General features: G+C 65.9%; 17 protein-coding genes and 2 pseudogenes. 8 read left to right on the top strand and 11 right to left on the bottom strand.

Going from position 1 to position 20,584, the window contains the following annotated elements:
• Positions 1-976 precede the first annotated feature (976 nt).
• The 4 genes from ACFVXJ_RS26660 to ACFVXJ_RS26645 all read right to left on the bottom strand — a co-directional run bounded on the left by ACFVXJ_RS26660 (position 977) and on the right by ACFVXJ_RS26645 (position 5,225).
• Positions 977-1,351, bottom strand: coding sequence for a DUF6009 family protein (locus tag ACFVXJ_RS26660; RefSeq protein WP_389665406.1), 375 nt, complete (start codon positions 1,349-1,351; stop codon positions 977-979).
• Positions 1,348-2,865 carry a phage/plasmid primase, P4 family gene (locus ACFVXJ_RS26655; protein WP_389665404.1) on the bottom strand — a complete coding sequence of 506 codons (1,518 nt, stop codon included), beginning with the start codon at positions 2,863-2,865 and terminating at the stop codon, positions 1,348-1,350. The genes ACFVXJ_RS26660 and ACFVXJ_RS26655 overlap by 4 nt, the downstream gene beginning before the upstream one ends.
• A complete protein-coding gene (locus tag ACFVXJ_RS26650; RefSeq protein WP_389665402.1) occupies positions 2,862-3,965 on the bottom strand; it encodes a bifunctional DNA primase/polymerase in 1,104 nt (367 codons plus the stop codon). Before ACFVXJ_RS26650 ends, ACFVXJ_RS26655 begins: the two co-directional genes overlap by 4 nt.
• Before the next feature lie 579 nt (positions 3,966-4,544).
• On the bottom strand, positions 4,545-5,225 hold the full coding sequence (locus ACFVXJ_RS26645; RefSeq protein ID WP_389665400.1) for a GIY-YIG nuclease family protein: 681 nt from the start codon (positions 5,223-5,225) through the stop codon (positions 4,545-4,547).
• A gap of 441 nt (positions 5,226-5,666) precedes the next feature.
• Here ACFVXJ_RS26645 and ACFVXJ_RS26640 point away from each other — a divergent pair, with 441 nt between their 5' ends.
• From ACFVXJ_RS26640 to ACFVXJ_RS26630, 3 genes are read left to right on the top strand one after another with little or no spacing between them, the layout of a single operon-like run.
• On the top strand, positions 5,667-5,930 hold the full coding sequence (locus tag ACFVXJ_RS26640) for a hypothetical protein (protein ID WP_389665399.1): 264 nt from the start codon (positions 5,667-5,669) through the stop codon (positions 5,928-5,930).
• A 44-nt stretch (positions 5,931-5,974) separates the two neighbouring features.
• The gene (locus ACFVXJ_RS26635) at positions 5,975-6,526 is read left to right on the top strand and encodes an RNA polymerase sigma factor (protein WP_389665398.1); all 552 of its coding nucleotides are present in this window, start codon (positions 5,975-5,977) and stop codon (positions 6,524-6,526) included.
• The gene (locus tag ACFVXJ_RS26630; protein WP_389665396.1) at positions 6,519-8,141 is read left to right on the top strand and encodes an IclR family transcriptional regulator C-terminal domain-containing protein; all 1,623 of its coding nucleotides are present in this window, start codon (positions 6,519-6,521) and stop codon (positions 8,139-8,141) included. Before ACFVXJ_RS26635 ends, ACFVXJ_RS26630 begins: the two co-directional genes overlap by 8 nt.
• A gap of 364 nt (positions 8,142-8,505) precedes the next feature.
• On the opposite strand, the gene ACFVXJ_RS26625 is transcribed toward ACFVXJ_RS26630, so the two are convergent.
• Positions 8,506-9,129 (bottom strand): hypothetical protein, encoded by a 624-nt coding sequence (locus tag ACFVXJ_RS26625; protein WP_389665394.1) that lies wholly within the window; start codon positions 9,127-9,129, stop codon positions 8,506-8,508.
• A gap of 438 nt (positions 9,130-9,567) precedes the next feature.
• Positions 9,568-11,949: a glycosyl hydrolase family 28-related protein gene (locus tag ACFVXJ_RS26620; protein ID WP_389665392.1), complete on the bottom strand. Its 2,382-nt coding sequence runs from the start codon at positions 11,947-11,949 to the stop codon at positions 9,568-9,570.
• Positions 11,950-12,270: 321 nt separating this feature from the next.
• Between ACFVXJ_RS26620 and ACFVXJ_RS26615 the strand changes: the two are divergent.
• Positions 12,271-12,431, top strand: a pseudogene (locus tag ACFVXJ_RS26615) (transposase); the annotation flags it as partial.
• A 66-nt stretch (positions 12,432-12,497) separates the two neighbouring features.
• On the opposite strand, the pseudogene ACFVXJ_RS26610 reads toward ACFVXJ_RS26615, so the two are convergent.
• Positions 12,498-13,727, bottom strand: a pseudogene (locus ACFVXJ_RS26610) (transposase).
• 699 nt (positions 13,728-14,426) lie between these two features.
• On the opposite strand from ACFVXJ_RS26610, the gene ACFVXJ_RS26605 reads away from it, so the two are divergent.
• Positions 14,427-14,681 (top strand): excalibur calcium-binding domain-containing protein, encoded by a 255-nt coding sequence (locus ACFVXJ_RS26605; protein WP_389665414.1) that lies wholly within the window; start codon positions 14,427-14,429, stop codon positions 14,679-14,681.
• A 241-nt stretch (positions 14,682-14,922) separates the two neighbouring features.
• On the opposite strand, the gene ACFVXJ_RS26600 is transcribed toward ACFVXJ_RS26605, so the two are convergent.
• On the bottom strand, positions 14,923-15,411 hold the full coding sequence (locus ACFVXJ_RS26600; RefSeq protein ID WP_389665391.1) for a hypothetical protein: 489 nt from the start codon (positions 15,409-15,411) through the stop codon (positions 14,923-14,925).
• Positions 15,412-15,938: 527 nt separating this feature from the next.
• On the opposite strand from ACFVXJ_RS26600, the gene ACFVXJ_RS26595 reads away from it, so the two are divergent.
• Entirely contained in the window at positions 15,939-16,439 is a 501-nt protein-coding gene (locus tag ACFVXJ_RS26595; protein WP_389665389.1) for a hypothetical protein, read from the top strand.
• A gap of 127 nt (positions 16,440-16,566) precedes the next feature.
• On the opposite strand, the gene ACFVXJ_RS26590 is transcribed toward ACFVXJ_RS26595, so the two are convergent.
• Both ACFVXJ_RS26590 and ACFVXJ_RS26585 read right to left on the bottom strand, forming a co-directional pair.
• Complete coding sequence (locus ACFVXJ_RS26590; RefSeq protein WP_389665387.1) at positions 16,567-16,806, bottom strand: hypothetical protein; 240 nt, start codon at positions 16,804-16,806, stop codon at positions 16,567-16,569.
• A gap of 152 nt (positions 16,807-16,958) precedes the next feature.
• Positions 16,959-17,537, bottom strand: a complete 579-nt coding sequence (locus ACFVXJ_RS26585) for a hypothetical protein (protein ID WP_389665385.1) — start codon at positions 17,535-17,537, stop codon at positions 16,959-16,961.
• 37 nt (positions 17,538-17,574) lie between these two features.
• Here ACFVXJ_RS26585 and ACFVXJ_RS26580 point away from each other — a divergent pair, with 37 nt between their 5' ends.
• On the top strand, positions 17,575-18,150 hold the full coding sequence (locus ACFVXJ_RS26580; protein WP_389665383.1) for a hypothetical protein: 576 nt from the start codon (positions 17,575-17,577) through the stop codon (positions 18,148-18,150).
• A 466-nt stretch (positions 18,151-18,616) separates the two neighbouring features.
• Complete coding sequence (gene tcmP / locus ACFVXJ_RS26575; RefSeq protein ID WP_389665381.1) at positions 18,617-19,729, top strand: three-Cys-motif partner protein TcmP; 1,113 nt, start codon at positions 18,617-18,619, stop codon at positions 19,727-19,729.
• Here the strand turns inward: tcmP and ACFVXJ_RS26570 are convergent.
• Complete coding sequence (locus ACFVXJ_RS26570; RefSeq protein ID WP_389665379.1) at positions 19,726-20,484, bottom strand: DUF5131 family protein; 759 nt, start codon at positions 20,482-20,484, stop codon at positions 19,726-19,728. The genes tcmP and ACFVXJ_RS26570 overlap by 4 nt on opposite strands.
• Positions 20,485-20,584 lie beyond the last annotated feature (100 nt).

Raw genomic sequence — 20,584 nt, 5'->3', positions numbered from 1 at the left:
TCCGCGATCTCCCACAACCCGTCCGGAACAATCCAACTCCACGTACCCCGCCCCATAGCAAGGCCAACGATGCCCCACCACATAGGACACGGTCTTATTACGCACGCCCACGAGCCCGCTGCCCCCGCCGACCCCAAGCAACGACAATGACGCAGTCCGGGCAGGAGGCATGGGGAACAACGAAAATGCCCGCCCTTCGAGGCAGCCACCGCACCACCACACGCACCTACCCCGGGTGCGGCACGCTCCGGAAGCCTGCGGCGTATCCGGCACCCAAGCCGAGCGGTAGATCGACACAACAAGATCCGCGCCCTGTGCGCTGTAGCCCAGTCAGATTCCGACGCAGAACTTCGGTCGCTGACATCAGCCCAGGTCACAGTGCTAGGACAGCGTGCTCAGTGACTGAAGCGACTGAAAGTCGAATATAAGCAAACGACCGACTCCGGCTCCTGAAGCGTAGGAAGTGTCAGTGTCGGCATACGGACGCCCGGCGACCACGACGAGATCATTGCCGTGATCTCGATTGGTCGACGGCACGGTCAACTGCCGGAAGTAGGCGATCCGTCCCAGCCGCAAGCTCTGGACGCCGAAATCGCGGGGACTCGCCGCAGTGATAGCGAAGCAGTGCGGTCTGGCACGGTACGGCCCATGAACCGTCGGTGCCCGGGGCGGCGCCGGGAAGGGCGGTTGTGACACCGGTGCCGATTGACCCGATAGCGATTCATCAGCGGATGGTGCTGAGACTACCGACGGGTGAGCACAAGCCCTCATACGTCGGAACGCAAGACGAGCCGCGAACGTGCTGTCGGTTGGGTAGCCAAGCTGCCGCTATGAGCCTGCAACGGTCAGCGCTGCCGGCCTCATGGCTTCGGTCACTCCTGTATTGGTGCAGGTCATAGCAGTACGACTGGCCTATCAGCGACTGAAGCGACTGAAATTCGAACATGCAGCAGCGGTCCGGCATCGGGGCTGCGGATCAGGCGTCGGCGGCTTGGGCCGGCCGTTCGGAGCGCTCGGTTTTACGGCCGCGGCTGCCGGCGGCCAAGGTGGTCGGGTCGACTGCTTCTGCCGGGGCTCCGCTGGCGTAGAGGCCGTCGGGGGCGGTGTCGCGGTCGTGGGGCAGGAGCCAGAAGACGCGGCGGCGGAAGGTGCCGCTGGAGCGTGAGGGTTTGGCCTTGGTGCTGAGTTGTGCGTAGCCGACGAGGCGGCCGTCGCGGTGGTAGGCGGGTTTGCCGCGGCGGGTGGGGAGGCGGTCGAGGGACTGGCGGACGTAGTCGAGTTCGGTGATGTCTTCGAGCCAGACGAGGTCGACTTCGTGGTGGATTTCGTCGTCGGAGATGAGGGAGCTCACGCGTTCTCCTCCTCTGCGAGCAGTCCGATGCCGGGGTAGTACTTCTTGGAGTTGGACAAGATCATTTCTTTGGGTGAGGCGAGGCCGACCAGCTCGCGAGCCCGTGCTGCGAAGGCGCGGGAGGAGATGGTGGGTGCGCCTTCATTCTGGCACCAGGTGCGGTAGACGCTGTAGAGGCGGGCTTGCTCGGCCCTGTGGTCGGTGTGGAAGGTGCAGCATTCCTCGAAGAAGCGGCCGGTGTGGTCTTCGGTTTCCGCGTACGCGGTGGTTGCGATGCGGACGGGGGCAGGGCCGGTGAGGTCCTTCTCGCCCGCCAGGTAGCGGCGAGCTCCGTCGATGAGCCAGGCGAGGATGCCTGGGCCTTCTTCGGTGACGAGGATGTCGGCGAGGTTGTCGATCTTCCGGTCGTCGGAGACGACTTTCTCGAACGGGACGAGGCGCATGCGGCGCCAGAACGCGAAGCCGCCGGTGCCGACCTCGGGCCTGTGGTTTCCGATGAGCCACAGTTTGTGGGTGGGTGCGAAGGAAAAGAAGTCCTGGCGCATGCGGCGGGCTTTGATCCGGTCGCCGCCGGTGAGGAGCTTGACGCGGGCTTCGTCGAATTTGTCACCGGGCTTGACTTCGGAGCAGACAATGACGCGTCGGCCGTGGAGTTCGGCGAGTTCGGTGGGGTGGCCGTCGAAGGTGCGGGCCATGAGGAAGCCGGGCGGGGCGGCGTCGGCGTAGTCCCCCAGGAGTTTCATCAGGACGTCCAGGAGGACTGATTTCCCGTTCTTGCCAGATCCGAAGAGGAACGGCATGACCTGGGCGCCGACGTCTCCGGTGATGGAGTAGCCGAGCATGAGGTGGAGGAAGTCGATCATCTCGCGGCCTTCGGCGTCGTCACCGAAGGTGTCCGCGAGAAAACGGTCCCAGCGCGGGGTGGGCTGCGATTTGGGGCCGGTGGACGTCGAGCGGGAGTGGAAGTCCTTGTCAGGCTGGGGGGTTCGGATGAGTCCCGTGTGAAGGTCGACGATGCCGGCCGGGGTACACAGGGCGTAGGGGTCCGCGTCGAGGAGTTCGGCGCGCAGGACCATGCCGGGCGCGGACCTGGCCTGGGTGAGCATGGCGTTCATGCCTGAGGTGCTCAGGGCTCGGCGTCGGTGCTTTTGCAGGGCTTGGTTGCTGTGGATGCCGCGTGGGTCGGTCTTGGCGAGGGCTTCGGCGAGGTCTCCGGCGGCCCAGAGGATGGTGTCGTCCTCGTCGACCTGCCAGCGGGTGGTGTCCCAGCGGTACCAGCCGAGTCCGGGGACGTGACGGTAGTCGCTTGCGTAGAGCCGGACGAACAGCTTGGCGTTGCCGCGGTCGCTGAGGGTGTCGGGCAGCAGCCCCGCAGGGGTCGCGTGGTCGAGGTGGGCCTGCTCGCCTGCCTGGAACGGGACGGGTGTAGGGGCGGGCTGGGCAAGGATCTGGGCGGCAACCGCCTCGGGGTCGAAGTCGAAGAGGAAGCCGTCGGTTTCGGGTGCGGGGCTCACCGGCGGCCTCCAAGGTGCAGGGGGCGCTTGGCGCCGGCGGTCATGCCGCTGCGGATGATCTGTTCGATGCGATGTGTCTGGCCTGGGCGGGTCGCTTCCGCTGTCTGGCGCAGCGCTTCTTCCGCGGCGGATTCGGCAAGGTGGCCGGCGGCGGCGAGGCCGCCCAGGGTGTAGGCGGCCCGGTTCAACTTCTCTGTAAAGCCTGCGCCCTCCGTGAGCTGGGCGCAGGCCGCCACGTCCGAAAGAAGCGCAGAAAGCAGTCGTGAGGTCTGATCACTGCCGCCGCCTGCGGCGAGAACAGCCTGGCGCGCCCGCGGAGGGACGGGCCGGGGGGCAGGGATGTGAGGGGCCGGTAGGTGTCCGGTGCGCTGCAGTTCGTGGGCGAGCCATGCGGGAAGCGGGGCTGGGCGACGTACGTGTCCGACGGGGACGTAGGTCCCTGCGCTGGTGGTGGTTCCGGGGGCGATGATGTAGCCGCCGTGAGCACGGACGTCTACTTGCCAGGCCAGGCCTCGTTTGCCGGAGCCGGTGGAGCACTGCCAGCGGCGGCCGTCGGTCGCCCGGTACCAGACGTGCATGCCGCCGGAGGGAGTTCGGACGCGAAGGGTCGAAGTGTCCTCGGCGGGAGTGGCCTCGCCTCGAAGGGCGGCGAGCACCGCGAGCGAGTGGTAGCCGGTGGTCATGCCGGAAAGGTCGACATGTTCGCCGATCGGGATACCAGGAAGGGCCTTGTCGTTCTGGGGAGGTTCACCCTCGTGTGCGTCGATATCAATGACGACCAGGCCGGCAGGGCCGCAGGCGACTCCGACCCCAAGGGCCGGGTTGTTACCCCACCACTGCTCGATACGGTCGTAGTCCAGAGTCGCCGCGTGGAAGCCGTGACACCAGCGACCAGCAGCCTGACAGCGGCAGTCGGCATGGGTGTGCCCAGGCGCAGCGCAGTCCCGGCAGTTGGCAGCAGGCGTCTTCCGTCCCGGGGCGAGCGGGTGGACCGGCCAGCCACTGCCGGCGCACCACCGGGCCAGACGGAGACCAGCGACTGAACGCTCAGGGGTGGGCTGCCCTGAGTCGCTGCGAGAAAACCGCAGCTCAGCGGGCATCTACTTCCCCTCACAGCGACCGAAGCGACTCAACAACAGACACAGCCTAGCGAAAACAGAACGGGAGCGTAGCAGCGTGTCGCACATGCTGCGCCCGGCGTGTCGCTGCCTGGTCCAGAAGCGTCTCGTCAGCGACCGAACACGACGGCTCAGCGACCAAGCAAGCTTCGGTCGCTTCAGTCGCTCATGAGAAAACACCAGGTCAGATGCTGAGCGCAGCAGGTAACAGCGACTGAAGCGACTGAACCCTCCTATATATGACGCACACGCGCACACACAAATGTCTTCATATACCGGAAGTTGAGTCGCTTCAGTCGCTGTAGCAGCCGCACGGGGGCTCTGACCTGCACGTTCGTCAGCGACTCAAGCCAGCGACTCAAACTCTGCTCGGTGCTCGTCTTGAGTTGCTGTCCTCGACTGACATGGGATCTGGTGAGGCCAAGGCGAGCGGGCACCAGCTGTGTGCGGCCCGGACCGAGACCTGACCGGATGGCTGGGGAAGTGGGTCGTGAGCTTCATAGACCTCACAGCCTGCCAGGTGCCTGCCCCGCCCGGCGGAGTGTGACTGGGTGGGGCTGCCTAGCGCGCGGCCCTGTTGCGCCCGGCGTCAGCCACCTGTCCGGCCGACCGCGCGGGCTCTGCTCTGCTCCGGTGGTTGGTCCGGATATCCAGTCCCAGCTCGGCCAAGGCGTCAACGACGACCGTGATGGGATCTCCGAGTGGCGTCAGGTCGAACCACTCCCCCCGCACCCGGTAGTCAGCGAACCGTTCGTGCAACGCGCCTTCGTAGTCGCCCTCCACGTCCAGGAGCGGAAGGAGCCTGGCATGATGGCTCGTCTGGAGCTGCGCCATCCGGGACTTGAGGGTGCCGGTAGTCCGCCCGATCTTCGTCTGCGGGGAGTCTTCCACGCCGACGAGGTACGTCCGCACAGTCCGGCGGACCGGGCCCCGGGGTGCCGGCACCGCCGGTTCGGCGGGGCCGGGGAGCCTCTCGTCGTCCTCCACATCCTCGGGGTTCTGATGCATCACGAGGGCTGTGCTCCCGCCCTGGATAGTCAGGGTCTTGCCGATGGGCGTGCCGTCGGCCCTGAACGTGGTCCGGATGATCTGCATGACGAGGACAGCGCCCTTGTACCCCAGGGCTTGCAACTCGGCTTCCGTGGCGTACCGAGAGGTGACCTCTGTCTCCTCCCATACGGCTTCGCTCGGTTGCGGTTGTAAGTGGTCACGACGGCGCGGATGGCCGGTTGAGTTCTTCATGGCGCAAGCCTATTGGCGCCCGCCGTCAGGCTGCAGGCCCTGGCCGCGCCCTGCGGCCAGGGGAAGGCGGGGCACGGCGGGGTCGGGTGTGTCGGTGCCGGCTCTCGCAGGCGGCGGCCGCCGAGGCGCACTTCGCGGGCGGCTATCCAACTCCGGTGCGGGTCCTCCGACGCCGCCTCCCGCTGCCGTCCGCCCACACTCCTCCGCGACTCGGCGTTCTCCCCACGTACCGAGCCGAGGATCTCACCCCGACGCTCGGAGTCCGGCGTACTTCGGTCAGACCGAACCGTTGCATAAACGTTCAGATCCGATCGCCCAATCCGTCACGTCCGGCCACTGTGGGGCAGTTGCGATCGGCTGTTAGTTTACGTGGGGGGTGTTCCGTAGGAGGGATGCCGGCACGAACCGCGCCGGAACACCTTCGATCCGTTGGAGCCCAGCATGTCGTCGCTCCCCGAGATGGCCGGGTACTTGCCGGTCGCCGTGAGCGCGCTCAGCGCGTTGGGTGCCCTGTGGCGCCTGGCCCGCCGCAAGCCACCCAGCACCACCTGCACCTGCCTCACCGGTCCCCCGGCCGGATGCGACCGCCGTGCAGCGCGGCAGGTCATGCGGTACGAAGCCGCGGACGGAGGTGTACTGACCATCTGGACGGTCGGGCCCGTTCTCGCGGCGGCGACTGGTCGCAAGGAGCATGGCCTGTGGTAGCCGAGGAGCCTCCCAGCCAGGGACCGCCGCGCTGGGAGGACCCCGTGGGCGAGCAGTTGGTGGATGCCTACCCCCGCTACTGGCGGGAGGCTGGGCAGATGCTCGGGGCGAAGTACGCGACTCTTTCAGTAGCGGAGCGCGAGGACATCGCCCAGGTCGCCTACGAGCGGACCGCCCGCAAGTGGCTGCGGGAGCAGCTCGGGCCGGAGTGCGACCCGGTGCCCTATGCGATCCGTGCCGCCCGGAATCTGGCCGTCGATCGCCTGCGCAAGAAGCGCCCGCTGCCGCTGGCCCACGACGGGTCGGACGGGGCCGGCCGTGTGGTGGTGTCGCAGGCGAGGAGCGACGAGGGCCTGGACGCCGTCAAGCGCGCGATCCGCAAGATGGCCCCCACGCAGCGCCATGCGGTCGTCGAGCTGCAGAGCGGCGGCGCGGAGGACGACCAGATCTGTGCCGAGCTCGGCATACCCCGCAAGCAGGTCCAAGTACAGCGCTCCCGAGCTATCCAGGAACTGCGGCACAAACTCCGGAGGCATATTCGTCTCAAAAAAGAGCGGAAACAGCAGCACCGGGGGGAAAGGGACTCAGGTGAATGAAGTGAGGAACGAAGGCCCCTGCGAGCCCCACGGCGAGACCGGGATCGCCGATCGGCTCACCGGCTTGATGGCGCGGCTGCAGGGACCGGCCGATTTCTGGGATCGCCCGGAAGGCGACTGGGCTGCGACCGAGCCCGGAAACCCTGCCGACAGCGCACTGCTCGAGGCTCGCATCCACGCCAACTCCTGCTACCAGCTCGGATCCAGGGCACTGCGCAGGAACGATCTGGAGGCCGCCACGGACTGGCTCAGCAAAGCCGCCGAACACGGCCATCCCGGTGCGCTGTTCCGGCTCGCAGCCGTTGCCAATCGGGTGAAGGCTCCCGGCGTCCAGGGCGATGTGTCGTACCTGGTCGAGGAAGCCGCGCGGCAGGGACACGGCGATGCCCGGGTCCTGCTCGCGCAGACCAAAGGAAGGCCCCTGCCCGCGAGCGGCGCTGAAGACCCTGAGTTCGCCGACGAGGTGTGGAGGGCGTTCCGCCTCGATTTCCCTCCGGGGCGCAGTCCCTACTTCTCCAGCTCACCGCTGCGCGCTCCTCAGCTGGTGGCCGCCCGGCAGGTTCCCGGCCGGGGTCCTGCCCCCGGGCAGTGGAAGGCCGTGCAGCGGGCCCTTCGGATCCTGGAGGTCCTGCATGGATCCTCGGTGGCTCTCAGCGCGGCGCAGATCGCCAAGCGGACCAGTCTGCCCAAACAGGTTCTGGAGCGGTTGCTGCACTGGCTGTGCCAGCTCGGCATGGCAGATGGGCTCGATGACGGCGGATACCTGCCCGGCCCGCAGTTGCAGGTCCTGGCTCAGCCTGGTGGCGGGCTGGCCGAGGTTGCGCTGCAGGACAATCTCGCCGCCCTTCGCGACGCTGTCGGCGCCGCCGTATACGTCAGCAGTTACCAGGACGGTGAGGTCCACATCTCCCGGTTCTCCGACGGCCCAGACGCCCCGCGCGTCTATGAGTGGGTCGACTTCAAATTCGCCGCGCACGCCAGTGCCGTCGGTAAGAGCCTGTTGGCGCAGTTGCCCTATGAGCAGCGAATGGACCACCTCTCCCGCCACCGCACGCCACGGCTCACCTCCCGAACCATCACCGACCGCCGGCGCCTGTTCGAGGACATCGACCGGAATGGGCCCGGAGCTCCCCAGTTCGACCTCCAGGAATACTCCACCCGTGAGGTGTGTGTCGCGATCCCCCTCAGCCTCGGCAATCAGGCCGACGCGCTCGCCTTGTCCTTGCCCGCCGACCAGCTACACCGCCTGAACAAGGCCGCGAAGATCCTCTCCGATCAGTCCACCACCGTGCTGCTCTCCCTGCTTTTGGCAGGGAATCCGCCGGTGGAACCCGTACGCGCGCCCCAGCGGCAGATCGCTGTCGTCCCTCCCCATGGCGTACTTCAGCCCCAGCCCCTGCCAGGGGCCTCTCGGGCCGCACCGGTCATCTTGCGCGGACGCGCCGCTTCACCCACCCCGGCATCAGAACAGGAGGAGCGCAACACTGCCGTACCGGCCTCGGCCCACACCGCGCCCGATGCACCGCCCCCCGAGTGGAACGACCTCTTCGCCGGACGCGAGGACGACCTCGTCACCCTCGAACCCATCGACGCCGGCTACGCAACCGCCCCCTGACCCCAACCCCGGCGACCTCACATCGACCCTCGGGCACCGCAACCGGGTCTCGGCGGCCCGCCGCCTCACCGGAACACGGCACCAGCGCAAGCGGCGCCCCCGAAACATACCGGCCCCTCGGCGTCGGCGGCACTTCGGGGGCGGCGCCTGCTCTGCGGTCGCGGTGCGGGCACGCCGTGGGTTCAGCCAGAAAGAGGCGCAAGCAGCGGGGGAAGGTCAGACTCAGGTTCCTCAGGCCCCCGTTGTCCCCGGTGACAGCGCACCATCCCGCCCAGTCGGGTGACCTGACGCGCACGGAGCCGGTCGCTTCAGAGTCATACACCCTGAACGAACCGCGTGGCATGATCACGGCCATGGGGAGAGTTCAGTGGGGGAAGACGGCCAGCGGCGTCCTGCTCGCCGGTCTGGTCCTGGCCAGTGCGACCGCGTGCGGCGGTGACGCCGAGCCGGAGAAGCCGGCGGCCGACGCCAAGCCGGAGACGGTGAGCGTCGCCGCGGCGATGAAGACCGTCTTCTCACGCAGTGAGACGTCCAGGCGCCACAGGGCAGCGATCTGATTCTCCGCCAGGGCCTTGGTGCGGTCCGGCGGCGCCGGCCGCCGCTCGATGCCGATTGTGGGATCGCCTTCGATCCAGCCCTGGCGCTGCCACCAGCCGATCGCCTTGCGCGCGATGGACAGCTCGCGGTTGACGGTGTCGGCGTCCATCTCGTCCGCCCGCGCCGCCGCCAGTTCGGCCAGTACCTCCGGCAGCGCCGGGTCGTCGATCGCCGCGACGAGGAAGACAGGCGGCTTCGCGCCCCGGCGGGCGGGTCCGGTCGGCGCGGGTTCGCCGGTGAGCATCCACCCCCACGTCGTCAGCGAGATCCGGTAGATCCCCGCGGAGGACTTCGCGATGCCCGCGCCGGTGAGATACCGCTCGACCGCCGCGGTGTACGACGTAGGCGGGGCGGACAGCGGCATCACCCGGGCGCGCGGTAACCGAAGCACGCCCCGGCCCCGAGTTCGGTCACTGGTTCGATCGTCACGCCCGCCCCGCCCCACTCAGCGCTGCCGCAGTAAATGCGTACACCTCACCCCGGTGGCCGGAACACCCCGCCGCAGGTCGTGGTGATCACGGTAGAGGCCCTGCCGCAGTAAATCCGGTATTTACCGCGGCACCACCCTGACGAGCCAACAGGTGCGGGAGGTCCGGTAAGCAGAACCGCCGCCATGCGTTCCCTGCACGGTGTCATACCGTCACGACGCCCTGTGTGCTCCCATGAATGGTTGGCGTGGCGTTGGCGCCACGGGATTCATCCTGGAACACTCGCCGCCTTCGAAGCGCCACCGGCCCGCTGTGTCGTCAACGTTCACCACGCTCAGCTGACCCACTGTCGGATTCGATGAGATGCGGCATCCCCGACATCAGTTCCGTCCGCGCCTCCGCTATTCCAACAGGTTCGCCTTTCTCATCTTGTCAAGAAGTGCGTTGAAATCATTCTTCAGCTGATCAATGCTAGTCGCATTCGACTTCGTCTGTTTTTCCGCGCGCTGTGGAAGCGGTTCAATGCACCAATTGTTTGCGTCCAAGTCATAGAGTGTCATCCACTGTAGGTGATTGTCGTCAGTCAAGTCTTCAACATGCTGGGGCACGTCCGGGTTCCAGGACAGCGGCTGACTTGGACCGGAGACCTTGTTGTGCGGGTCCAACGGGTCACCGGGTTTGTACGCGTGCAGCAGATACACGAAGCCATTGACGGGCGTCGGCTTGACGATATCTCCAATCTTATAGTGCTTCCCGCTAGCCCAGGAAGAAGCCGCTGCCCCCCTTCCACACGCAGCCTTTACCGTCCACCCGATCTCGTCTGGGTCCGTTTGACCTCTGACGGCGTTGACAAGCAGATCACCCGGACGGTAGAAATTGCAGCTACCCACACGGGTATTGTAGGGATTTCCGCCAGTCACAACACAGATTCGCCGCTCGCCGTAGTTGTAGTTTCCGATCCAGGCTTCCGGAAGCATCAGCGCGCCGGGAAACGGACCGTTCTCGTACGCGGTTTGATAGTACATCGGAGGAAAAGACACCCCACTAATAAGGGACACTGCAACCCTGCCCTTGATAGCCGCGGGTGCTGTCTGGACTTGGGTGCGGAAGAGGGAGTCCCCCGCGAGTTGCAACTTGCCGTCCACCGTCACGATCTGAAAATCATGAATGATCGTGGGATCCTCATTATAGCTGCCGAGGGTGTTGGACGTTGTGACCTGAGGCTCATTTTTTCTCACACATTTCCACACCAAACCATCGAGCTCTTCCAGCTTTGCACCGACCACCGGCGGGAAGTCAGGCATGCCCTTATTTTCGGGAGGTAGGCCGTTCACTCCACGAGTATGCCCGGCGCGAATTGCTCGATATACGTATCCGTTCCCGGGTCCCTTCTGGGGCGTCTGCTCCTCGCCTTCCTCGATATCGACCCCCGCCTCGGCGATCCAATACTTGTGCACTTTGGAATAGTCATTTACCACGCGGAGTGCAGAAGGTCCCTTGCCGAGAGAGTTGAAGCCCCAAAACACCGAGTCGGAGGTAGTGTCTATATCGCCTCCAATGACAGCGGTATTCCTACTCTTGAATACCGATGGTGCATCGGCTTCGGCGTAGCAGCCGACGTACACGGAGGGCCTCGATTCGCCGTCACAGCTATAGTTTCGGCGTCGGTTTGCTGCAGTGTGACACGAGACGAAGGTGGAGCCAAATCGTGAATTGTCGCAAATTCCATCACGCCCATTTGCCGTGGCGGAAACGTTCATAATTAGCATGTTACTGGCGTTGTCGTTGCCCAGGCTGCCGATGTCGAGCCCATTTTGGCCGTTGCTGGTAAGAAGGCAATCACGTATCTGCACGGTGCTGACGTCGACCGCTGGCGCGTCGAGGTTTGAGGATATCTCTATTCCGTTACGCCTGAAACTGACAACGCTCATTCTCTCGATGCATGCGCCGGTCGCCATAACTCGTATGCCATCCATCTGCGGAGCCTGGAAGGTGGCGGCAGGCGTCCCTTGAGCGGGGATCGAATGGAGGGCGAGCTGACGAAGCACAGCATAGTCCGCACGGCCGCGAGGGGGCGTCATGGCCAATCCGGTTGCATAGCCCACCAGGGCAATTGCGCAATAAACGGTCTCCCCGCCGACTGCACCTATTTTGAGCTTGAAATTTCCGGAGATGACATCTGCGAGTATGCGGCTGGTTTCGTCATGACGAGCAAGGCCGACACCCTCCAGAATGCAACCGTTCGAGATAACGAGTGGCTTCTTAATACGGTATTCTCCCGGCGGGAGGTAGACGACTCTGCCGTCAGTAGAGTCGAGTCGCATCGCGCAGTCCAGGGCGCTTTGGATCGCGTCCGCGTCGTCAGCGTTTTCGTCGGTTTTGCCGTTTCCCACTGCTCCGAAGTCGAGCACGCTCAGGCGCGTGTCGCGGCGGGGGCGGATTGTCGCCGTGCCTGAAGCATCGCAGTCGCCGATCCAGTTCGGAGCGCTCACGCATTCCTCACTTGCAGCGCGGACGAGTTGTCCCGAACTGTTGATTCCAACCGCGCCGGACTTACCACCGTCGGAGCCCAGGCTGCGAAGGGTGAAAACACCACTTATTTGAACTTTGACTTTGACTTTGACATTGGGTGGGGGATCCACCGTTTCCAGCGCAACCCCGAAGAACGGACTGGTATGCAACTTCTCCGTCTCGATAGCAGGGGTGACGGTGCCTGATCCTGTGGTGCGGACCGCCTGGCCGGCTGTGATGCGCTGTGCGGTTTTCATGTTTTCGATGTCCATCGGAACGTCCCTGCCGTCGAGGCTTCGTCGGTCGGACGGGTCGGCGTGAGCGCGGCCGAAGCGCGCGAGCACCCGACCTCGGGGGCGAAGGTCGGTGCCCTTCGGCAGGGCACGCAACACAACACCGTTTGGGGGCTTCTTGCACTATTCGCCCATTCCACGCTAGGCGTGATCACCGGCCTGCGCACTTCGCCAAGGCCCGATGGCCGTCCCGACCGCGATCATACTGATCGAGACCGAGTGCATCCACGGCCGGGAGTTCGCCACCAGAGCCGTCTCCAACTCCCTGGCCAGCACCACACCGAAGCAGTTGGGAGCACGATGTCGACATCGGCGAACGTGAGCGTCTTCCTCGGGATGGACGTCAGCAAGACCGCTCACCATGGCCACGGACTCACCCGGCCGGCAATAAGGTCTTCGACAAGCAGCTGCCCAACAGTGAGCCGAAGCTGCGGGCCGTCTTCGACAAGGTGGTTGCAGAGCGCGCGCCATTGGAGCTCGGGTGCCCCTTCGGCTGTACTGGCGCAGTTCATGGCATGACCACACCGTCAAGCGGCCATTTGTAGCCGCCCTACCGCTTCGTTCTCGGGCGGTTCCAAGTCCAGGTGCCAGGTACCGAAGCGGCGGGTCTTGCTGGTGATGTACGGGGTGACGGTGGCCAGGTCCACCGGGTCCACCTCCCACCCCTCGTCGATGAGGTCATTGGCCACCTTCGTAATGTCCACCGCGGTATGAAAAATGAGGCAGTTCGCCAGCAGCTCGTTGAACTTGATGGTCTTCTCCTGGTGGTCCGGGTCGTTGTCCTGGAGCACGTCGGAGGCGAACATCAGCCAGTTGCTGAACTTGTGGAACGCCTCGACCTTGTTCGTCATCGCCTGGATCGACTCGCGCAGCTCCGGTTCCGACAAGAACCTGAGGAGCACGATCGTCCTCATGACCCGGCCGAGCTCGCGGTACGCCTGGTAGATGCGGTTGCGCTTGGACTCGTTGCTCAGCCTGCGCAGCAGCGCGGCCGAGGACAGCCGCCCCTCGCGGATCGACAGCACCACCCGCATGAGGTCCTGCCAGTGGTTCTCGATCAGCCGCCAGTTGATGACGTCCTTCTGCGGGTCGCCGAACAGCGGGTCGATGTGCTGGTACTTCGTCGTGACGCTGGGCCGGTAGAAAGTCAGGTCCTTTCAGTTGCGGATGCGCGGCAGCAGCTCCACCCCGAGCATGTGCGCGAGCCCGAAGACAGGCAGCGACTGGCCTTGCGTGTCTCCGTGGACGATGTCCACGGTCACCTCGGACTGGTTCTTCAACAGGCCCTCGAACAGATACACCGCCTCCCACACGCCACACGGGATGAAGTGGCTGAAGAGCGCGATATAGGTATCGGACACGTGCCTCATCGAGATGCCACCACATCCCCCATACCGGATGTGGGACTCGGCCAGCATGTTGTTCTCCCAGGTGTCGTACTGGGAGCCGTCGATCCCGGCCTTGCCGACATCGCCCCACACGTGCGCCAGGTCGAGCTGAATGAACATGTCGATCACGTCCGCCGAGGCGGCGTTCAGCTTTTCCGCGGTGATGTGCTGATTGCCCGCCAGTGACAGCTCGTGCACCGAGACCTTCTGCCGCATGTGCCGGGCGACCTGCGCGGGCCCCGCGTTCGTCCCGTAGCAGAAGACCGCCAGGACATAGCGGGCGAGCTTGTCGCGGATCTTCGGATCGCTTCCGGAGGCCGGGCCGAAGTGCCGCCACCACCGGATCCAGTACGCAGTGCGGACGAGCACGTCCAGCAGGCTCCACTCCGGCAGCCGGCGCAGGATCTCCGCCTCCAGGTCCTGCGCGGACTGGCGGCGGTCTTTGTCCTTGCGCGGGGTGAGCACGATCTTCCCCGACGCGGTGTCGATGGTCAGGTCCGCGTTGTCCGGGTACCCGGCGTCCACCTTCGCGGCTGTGGCGGTGAGCTTCTGCTCGGTCCAGCCACAGCGCGCTCGAAAGATCAATTCGCTCCACCGCTCGAAGCCGCCAGATCCGAGGGCTCCTGGACCACTATGCGAACACCGCGGGCGCCGCCGACGACCACCTGCGGGCCTTGCCCGGCCAACCAGCCGCTCGTACTCCGAGGCGGTACGCGCGTGGCACATGCCACTGACCTCGCTCTGTCAGCAAGGCTTCGACATAGTCGCCTGATGCCGGTTCGTGGCGATCTGTCAGGTCAGTGGCAGGGCCCTGCCCCGCCTGGCAGCAACGGTTCCACCTGTGTGGCGCTCGACGCACTGTCCAGGACCAGCAGCACCGCGCCGCGTTTCGGCAACCAGCGGCTCGCACGCCTGCCAGGACAGCAGCTGGTCGTGCAGGTTGGCGTACGACTCCGAGCCGATGACCGCTAACTGGACGACTACAAGGGCCTCAGTTCAAACGATGTCGAGCTGACCATCCAGCGCGGTCCCGAGCACGGCACCCTCACGGTTTAGGACGGCACCGGGCTGTACACGCCAGCCGACGGCTTCTACGGACGCGACACTTTCGACTACGCAATCAAGCTCCGCAAAAGGCCCGAAGCCCGGAAGATCAGGTTCACCATCGAGGTCGGGCTCAGCTTCGGAGCCCGGTACGACGAGGAACACAAGTACGAGAACTGCGCCGCCGCGCGTACGGATGGCGTCGCACCCCTTCACCAAGGGGAGGACGGGTACGGCCGCCACCTCGACGCCGACGGAGACGGTGTCGCCTGCGAATAGTTGCCCGCCCGCTGGCAGCCGCAGTGGTTTCCTAACCAATGCCTGGTTCGGAGCCGTAGTTTTGTGGTGAAACAGGAGTGGTCCCTGGCGCCGTACTGCATGACAGACCTGGACCGGAGGTCACGTCGCTCACCCCCGGGGTGGACAGCTCCGCCCTGGCAGTGATCGCGTAAGCATTGCGGCGTCAGGACAGGGCCGCGCCGCCTACTGGGGCCCAGTCCCGCCCAGCCTTGGATCCCACTCAGGTTTCGTCGAGGGCCTGCCGCACTGCCGTGAAGTAGGCCTGCCGCAAGTTGGGCACTTCATCGGACACTCGAGGGCCAGGAACCCCACGGGCGCCGACTCTCTCCACGAGAGCGTTCATGTACGCCGCTGCAGCTCGAGCGACCTCTCGGGAGCCTTCGATCTCTATAGCGCCACGAGCCGTAGCGAGCCGAGGAGCCAAAGCCACGAAGGCGGCTTCGTCTCCCGACGGCACGGTGAGGAGGAGCTCTTCAACTACCCCGAGGAACTGGACGTAGACCTGACGCCGGTGCTCCACCGCCCGGGCGCGGCGTTGTTCGTCGAGGGTGGCCTGGACGGTGGCTAACAGCGCGTTCGCCTGAGCATTGCCTGCAGCCTCAGCTCCTTTGGCCTGCCGGTAGCCGGCCAGCCATGCGAAAAGCCCGGTCACCAGGCTGCCCAGGATGGCCGACCCGCCGGCAATCAGGGCGATTTTCCACTCACTCATGGCGGTGATCCTGCCACCTGAGGGGAGTGTGTGTTCGATGTTCGATGGCCAACCCACCTACCCTTGCGACAGGGGTGGGGAGGATAGGTACCGTGATTGTGATGCGCCCCACGAGTCGTGGGAGCGACCCCCTCCGGCTCGCGGATTGCGACGCGCACAGCACGGCAACAGAGACGCAGCCCACGGGCCGCGGAGTCGAAGATGACCGCCGGTCGCCCCCAAGCAGACCCTGCGGAAGCGGGCTTCCCCAGCGAGTTCACGGCTTCAAGTGGGGCAATGCCGTCCTCGTTACGCCTTCTCGGGAAGTCGCCATGTCGCATACAAGATCATCGCGCTGCGCCTGCATTGCTACTGCTTCGCTGCTACTGGTGGCGCCAGGGGTATGGACGGCCCAGGCATTCGCCTCACCAGCAACGGCCACAGTTGCCGGAGCTCCCGGTCGGGGTGAGCCCGACCCGACGTATGACCTGATTTATCAGTGCGCACAATCTGTCGCGGGCGTTGTCACCGGAACCAAGGTTGTAGGCGTGGTGGCAAGCGCACTCGAAGTCACAGCCGCGACACTCAGCAATATCGCGCGAAACGCCCCCAAAGGCGGCCAGCCAGCAGTTGGGCAAGCGGCGAACGTACTGGCGTCGAAACTTGCGGGCCTTGTTGGGAAGAACATCGCCACGTCAGCGGGCACGTTCAGGATCAGTCTCGGGCGAGTCATCGATGGTGCGAAGTGCATCAGCTTCGCACAGATTGCAACGGGCAAGGGCAGAGAGCAACCGAACGTCCAGCGGGGGAACGATTGTGTTCCGCCCCCAAATGACCCGAACTGGCACCCGCCGGACAAGTGCTTCCTGGGCCATCGCCAGAACCAGCAGCCACCGAACGAGGAGCACCAGAACCAGCAGCCACCGAACGAGGAGCACCAGAACCAGCAGCCACCGAACGAGGAGCACCAGAACCAGCAGCCACCGAACGAGGAGCACCAGAACCAGCAGCCTGGAAACGATCAGTCCTCGACGACGTCGACCGGGTAGCAGTAGGAGGCTCGGGTGGTCGGCCTGCGGTGATCCCCGGAAACTGACCATGGACGCGCGACGGCCCCGACCGAGTGTCTGGTCGGGGCCGTCGCTATGTACGGGTCGGGCGCTGGGCCCGGAGAAATCAGCCGGCGTCGGGGCGCTGCCCCACGAGCTGGGTGAGCAGCTCGATGATCTGGGCCTGATTCCGGTCGATCTTCTTGTCGAGAGCCTCGACCTTCTGGTCCAGGTTGCCGACCTGGAGGCGCACTGCGGTGAGGTCGGACTTGATGATCCCGAACTCGCGGTCGTGCTTCTCCGCGACCTCTTCGAAACGCCGGGTCAGGGCAGCGAGCTCGCTGTGGGCGATGGGGTCCTCGGGCACGCGGATACTCCTGCTTGATCACGAAACCGCAGATAAGAGGACTCCACGATATCGCGGCCGCTGGGCGAGGTCTGCCGTGATCGAACAACCGACCGTTGCGCGCAGCGGGACAGACGGCCTGCCTGGTCAGGCCAACGCGGTAGTCGGCCCCATCAGGCGAGGGCGTCGCCGAGCAGCCGACGCGGGGCGCCCTCCAGGTGTCGGTGGAGCAGCTGGGCGCGGGAGTGCACCAGGCCGCTCCGGTAGGCGGGCGGTAGCCGGTCGTAGACGGCGGCGGCCATTTCGGCGGCCGCGCTTGGATCTCCGTCGACCCGCAGGCATGCGGCGGTGTCCATGGCGATCAGCGCGCGGGTCATCACTGAGGGCGAGGACGTCAGGGCCAGGGCGTCGTCCTGTGCCTGGTACGCGGCGCGGGTGTCGCCGAGCAGCGTGTACGCCTGGGAGAGGTGCACGTGATGCTTCTGGGCCGGGTACCCGAACCAGGTGTCCGCCGACTCGGGGCCGTCCAACTGCTCGGCCAGCGTGCGGACGTCGTCCACCGCCCGGCGGGCGCCAGGGAAGTCGCCGACGGCTGCCAGGGCACGGGCGTTGACGGCGGCCGCGAGCGCGGCCGCGCCGGACGGGCGGGTGCCGGCCTCCCGGCGGGCCTGTGCCGCGATGCGGGCGGCCTGCCCCGGAGCGCCGTAGTTCAGGCCGACCATGGCGTGACGTCCGAGCACCCAGGCGGTCATTCGCCGGTCCCCGGACTCGCGGGCGGCCTTCGCCGCGGTGGCGAACCATCGGTGCGCGTCGGCCTGGTCGCCGCGGTCGTGCTGGACGATCGCCACCAAGCTGTACGGCTTTGCACCCGACCCGATCATCTCCCCGCGCCCCGTCCTCGACGAGGACCCCGGCCTGCCCGAGACGTGGTGGAAGGAGATGGTCGCCGCCCTGGACGCCCTCGCCGACGTCCCACCGCCGGCGGACCGCGAGGCCGTACGCGAGGAGTACCTGCGCCGCGTCATCCCCCAGTTCACCGGCCACCAGGCCGAGGAGACCATCACCTGGAGCACCGCCCACGGCGACCTCCACTACGGCAACGTCACCCGCGGCCCGCACATCCTGGACTGGGAAGGGTGGGGCCGAGCCCCGTACGGCTACGACGCGGCCACCCTGTACCTGTACGCACTGCTCGCCCCTGCCACGGCCGCCCGCATCCGCACCGAGCTCGCCCCCGTCCTGGACCGGCCTGAGGCGCGCACCGGTCTGCTGACCGTGTGCGCCCAGATCCTCCAGGCCCAGAATCGTACCGACTTCTACGCCGAGCTCGCTGGCCCCGTACGCGAGCAGCTGGCCCACCTGTAGCCGTCTTGTCGGATGAGGTAACTCCCGAGGTAGCTGCGGGCTGCGGCCTCACTGGTGCCGAGCACGGTCATGGCCGCCGTTTCCATTGGAAACGGCGGCCGCCCTCTCGTCCCTGGACCGTGCAGGCCATCACCCACCAGCAATGATCAAGCCGTCGTCCGGAGCACTGCCGGCTGAGGCAGGATGACCGCTCCTCCGGAGCGTTGTGCCCGTTCGGCTCGGGACCGGCGCAGCGCTGCGGCGTAGGAGACGTCCGCTTGGCGGCGGCGCTCGAGGCGGGCCTGCTCGATCGGAGCCGGCTGGTCGTCGGCAAGCGGATCCGACTCGGGGAACGCCCGCAGACGGAGCTCCCGCATCACACGCGCGGCCGCTCGCCCGATGAGAGATGGCCAACGGGCGTTATAGACAACAGGCTTCCCAACGATGACGCTGGGTGTCCGATCAATGGGGATCAGGGGGACGAGCCATGCGGCGAGTGGAGGAACTTCGGGAGCGGACCGTCTGGAAAAGCGATCCGCATACCCAGGTGAAACACCTCGTATATCGGCACTACCTGCAGTGTTGGATGGCGAAGATCCTCCAGAAGTTCCCGGAGGCCACCATCGTGGACGGCTTCGCAGGCCCCGGCGTCTACAACGACGGTCCGCCCGGCTCATCGATCGTTGTGGCCAAAACCTTCCTTGAGCACTCCGCGCACCGCAGGTTCAATCGGCTCAACCTGATCTGCCTTGAAGAACGGCCTGACCGGGTGGACGAACTGCAGCGGCAGTTCGCGCTCCTGCCCCGCTCGCCGCAACTCAACATCAGCGTGCAGCCGCCAGGCACCTTCGCGGAGGAACAGCGCCGCCTGTCCGTCCTCGCACACCACGGTCGTCGCGAGACCCCTGTCCTTTGGCTGATCGACCCGTTCGACCTCAAGAGCGCACCCTTCTCTCTGATCAGGCAGTGCCTCGCCACCCCCCGTTCCGAAGTGCTGTTCACGCTCTTCACCAACGAACTGCACCGCTTCTGTCAGCGCGACGGCTTCGACAAAACGATGACCGCGTACTTCGGAGGAGATCACTGGCGCGACGTGACGAATGAGCGGCGCGCCGGGGTACGCAAGGAGGCGTTCGCCACCGCCTACCAGCAAGGTCTCCGGGATGAAGGCTTGTTCACCGGGAGTTTCGGCATCAAGATCAGCAACCAGAGCGCCCGCTACCATCTGATCTTGGCCACCCACAGCGAAGCCGGCCTGAAATGCTGGGCCCCCGTCACCTGGAAGCTGGACACCTACAGCGGGCAAGGCGCCTCGGCAGACACAGCCGATGCCCCGTCCCTATTCGATGCCGCTTCGGTTGTGGACCGGCTGGACCTCGCCCTGCGCGCCCACGCCGGCACGGAGCAGCGCTGGGAGACCCTCTCCAGCGAGGCCGCCCGGCTGAACCACATGGACAAGCACCTGCGCCAGGTCCTGGACAACCTCGCCGCGCAAGGACTGGCATTCCGCGTCGACCCGGTCCGTGCGCGCACCGCTTGGCCAGAAGGATGCACCGTGCGCTTCTACGCCCCAGAAGACGTAGCCGATGAAGCGTCCTAGCCGACAGGAAGCACCAGCTGACGACGCGGCATTTCGTCCCAGGTACGGCCTTCGAGAGTCCGGCCTCCTGCCTTTGGCGTGTGGCCACCCCACTGTTTGAAGAAGAACGCGACGTTCTCCTCCACACACTGGTCTCGGATCGGGGTGACCCAGGCCGGGTCCATGAGGCGGTGCTTAGGCCCGGACTCGCCGCCCGCGATCACCCAGTGGATGTCATCCAGGCGCAGGCCGTCGAGCGGGCCGAGCAGAGGCTCACACGACAGGAACCGTACGGCGGCCGGCACCTGTCGCAGGTCATCCACGCGCGGCAACTCCTTCGCCGTCTCCACCGACACCCCCATCCACACGTTGGCCGGCCACTCGAGCCGGTCGGCGACCTGCCGCAAGCGGCGGGCGCGCTTGGTCAGGACCTGGTAGGTGTGCTGCGGGGTATCGGCCATGACCTCGAAAACACGGCGAACGAAGTCGAGCGGGACGCGGGCGTGGAAGAGATCCGACATGGAGTTCACGAACACGGTCCGCGGACTCTTCCAGCCGTACGGGATGTCCAGAGCGTCGGGGTGGACCGTGAGGTCGAAGCCCGGCCCGGACGTTCTCGGATCACCGTCGTTCTGGTACTTGGCCGCGCCCATCGCCTTGAGCCTCTTCGCCAGAGTCAGGGCGTAGCAGTTGTCGCACCCCGACGAGACGCGATCACATCCGGTCGTTGGATTCCAGGTCGCCTCAGTCCACTCAATGGAACTCCGGTCAGCCACTGGTTCGCCTCCATCTCGCCGCGCCTGTTCCGGCACCCCTGGCCCATCAGCGGCACAGCTATCGGAACGGGCATCGCCATACAACCATCCCTGAGCCACC

Source organism: Streptomyces sp. NPDC058279, assembly GCF_042881255.1.
Lineage (GTDB): Bacteria > Actinomycetota > Actinomycetes > Streptomycetales > Streptomycetaceae > Streptomyces.
Note: the sequence above shows the minus strand (reverse complement) of the source record. Positions and strands in the feature narration are given on the sequence as shown.

Coding starts and splice junctions, on each gene's coding strand:
- ACFVXJ_RS26650 (WP_389665402.1), bottom strand. CDS start 3,965: ATGCCCGCTGAGCTGCGGTTTTCTCGCAGCGACTCAGGGCAGCCCACC.
- ACFVXJ_RS26645 (WP_389665400.1), bottom strand. CDS start 5,225: ATGAAGAACTCAACCGGCCATCCGCGCCGTCGTGACCACTTACAACCG.
- ACFVXJ_RS26640 (WP_389665399.1), top strand. CDS start 5,667: ATGTCGTCGCTCCCCGAGATGGCCGGGTACTTGCCGGTCGCCGTGAGC.
- ACFVXJ_RS26620 (WP_389665392.1), bottom strand. CDS start 11,949: ATGGACATCGAAAACATGAAAACCGCACAGCGCATCACAGCCGGCCAG.
- ACFVXJ_RS26600 (WP_389665391.1), bottom strand. CDS start 15,411: ATGAGTGAGTGGAAAATCGCCCTGATTGCCGGCGGGTCGGCCATCCTG.
- ACFVXJ_RS26585 (WP_389665385.1), bottom strand. CDS start 17,537: ATGACCGCCTGGGTGCTCGGACGTCACGCCATGGTCGGCCTGAACTAC.
- tcmP (WP_389665381.1), top strand. CDS start 18,617: ATGCGGCGAGTGGAGGAACTTCGGGAGCGGACCGTCTGGAAAAGCGAT.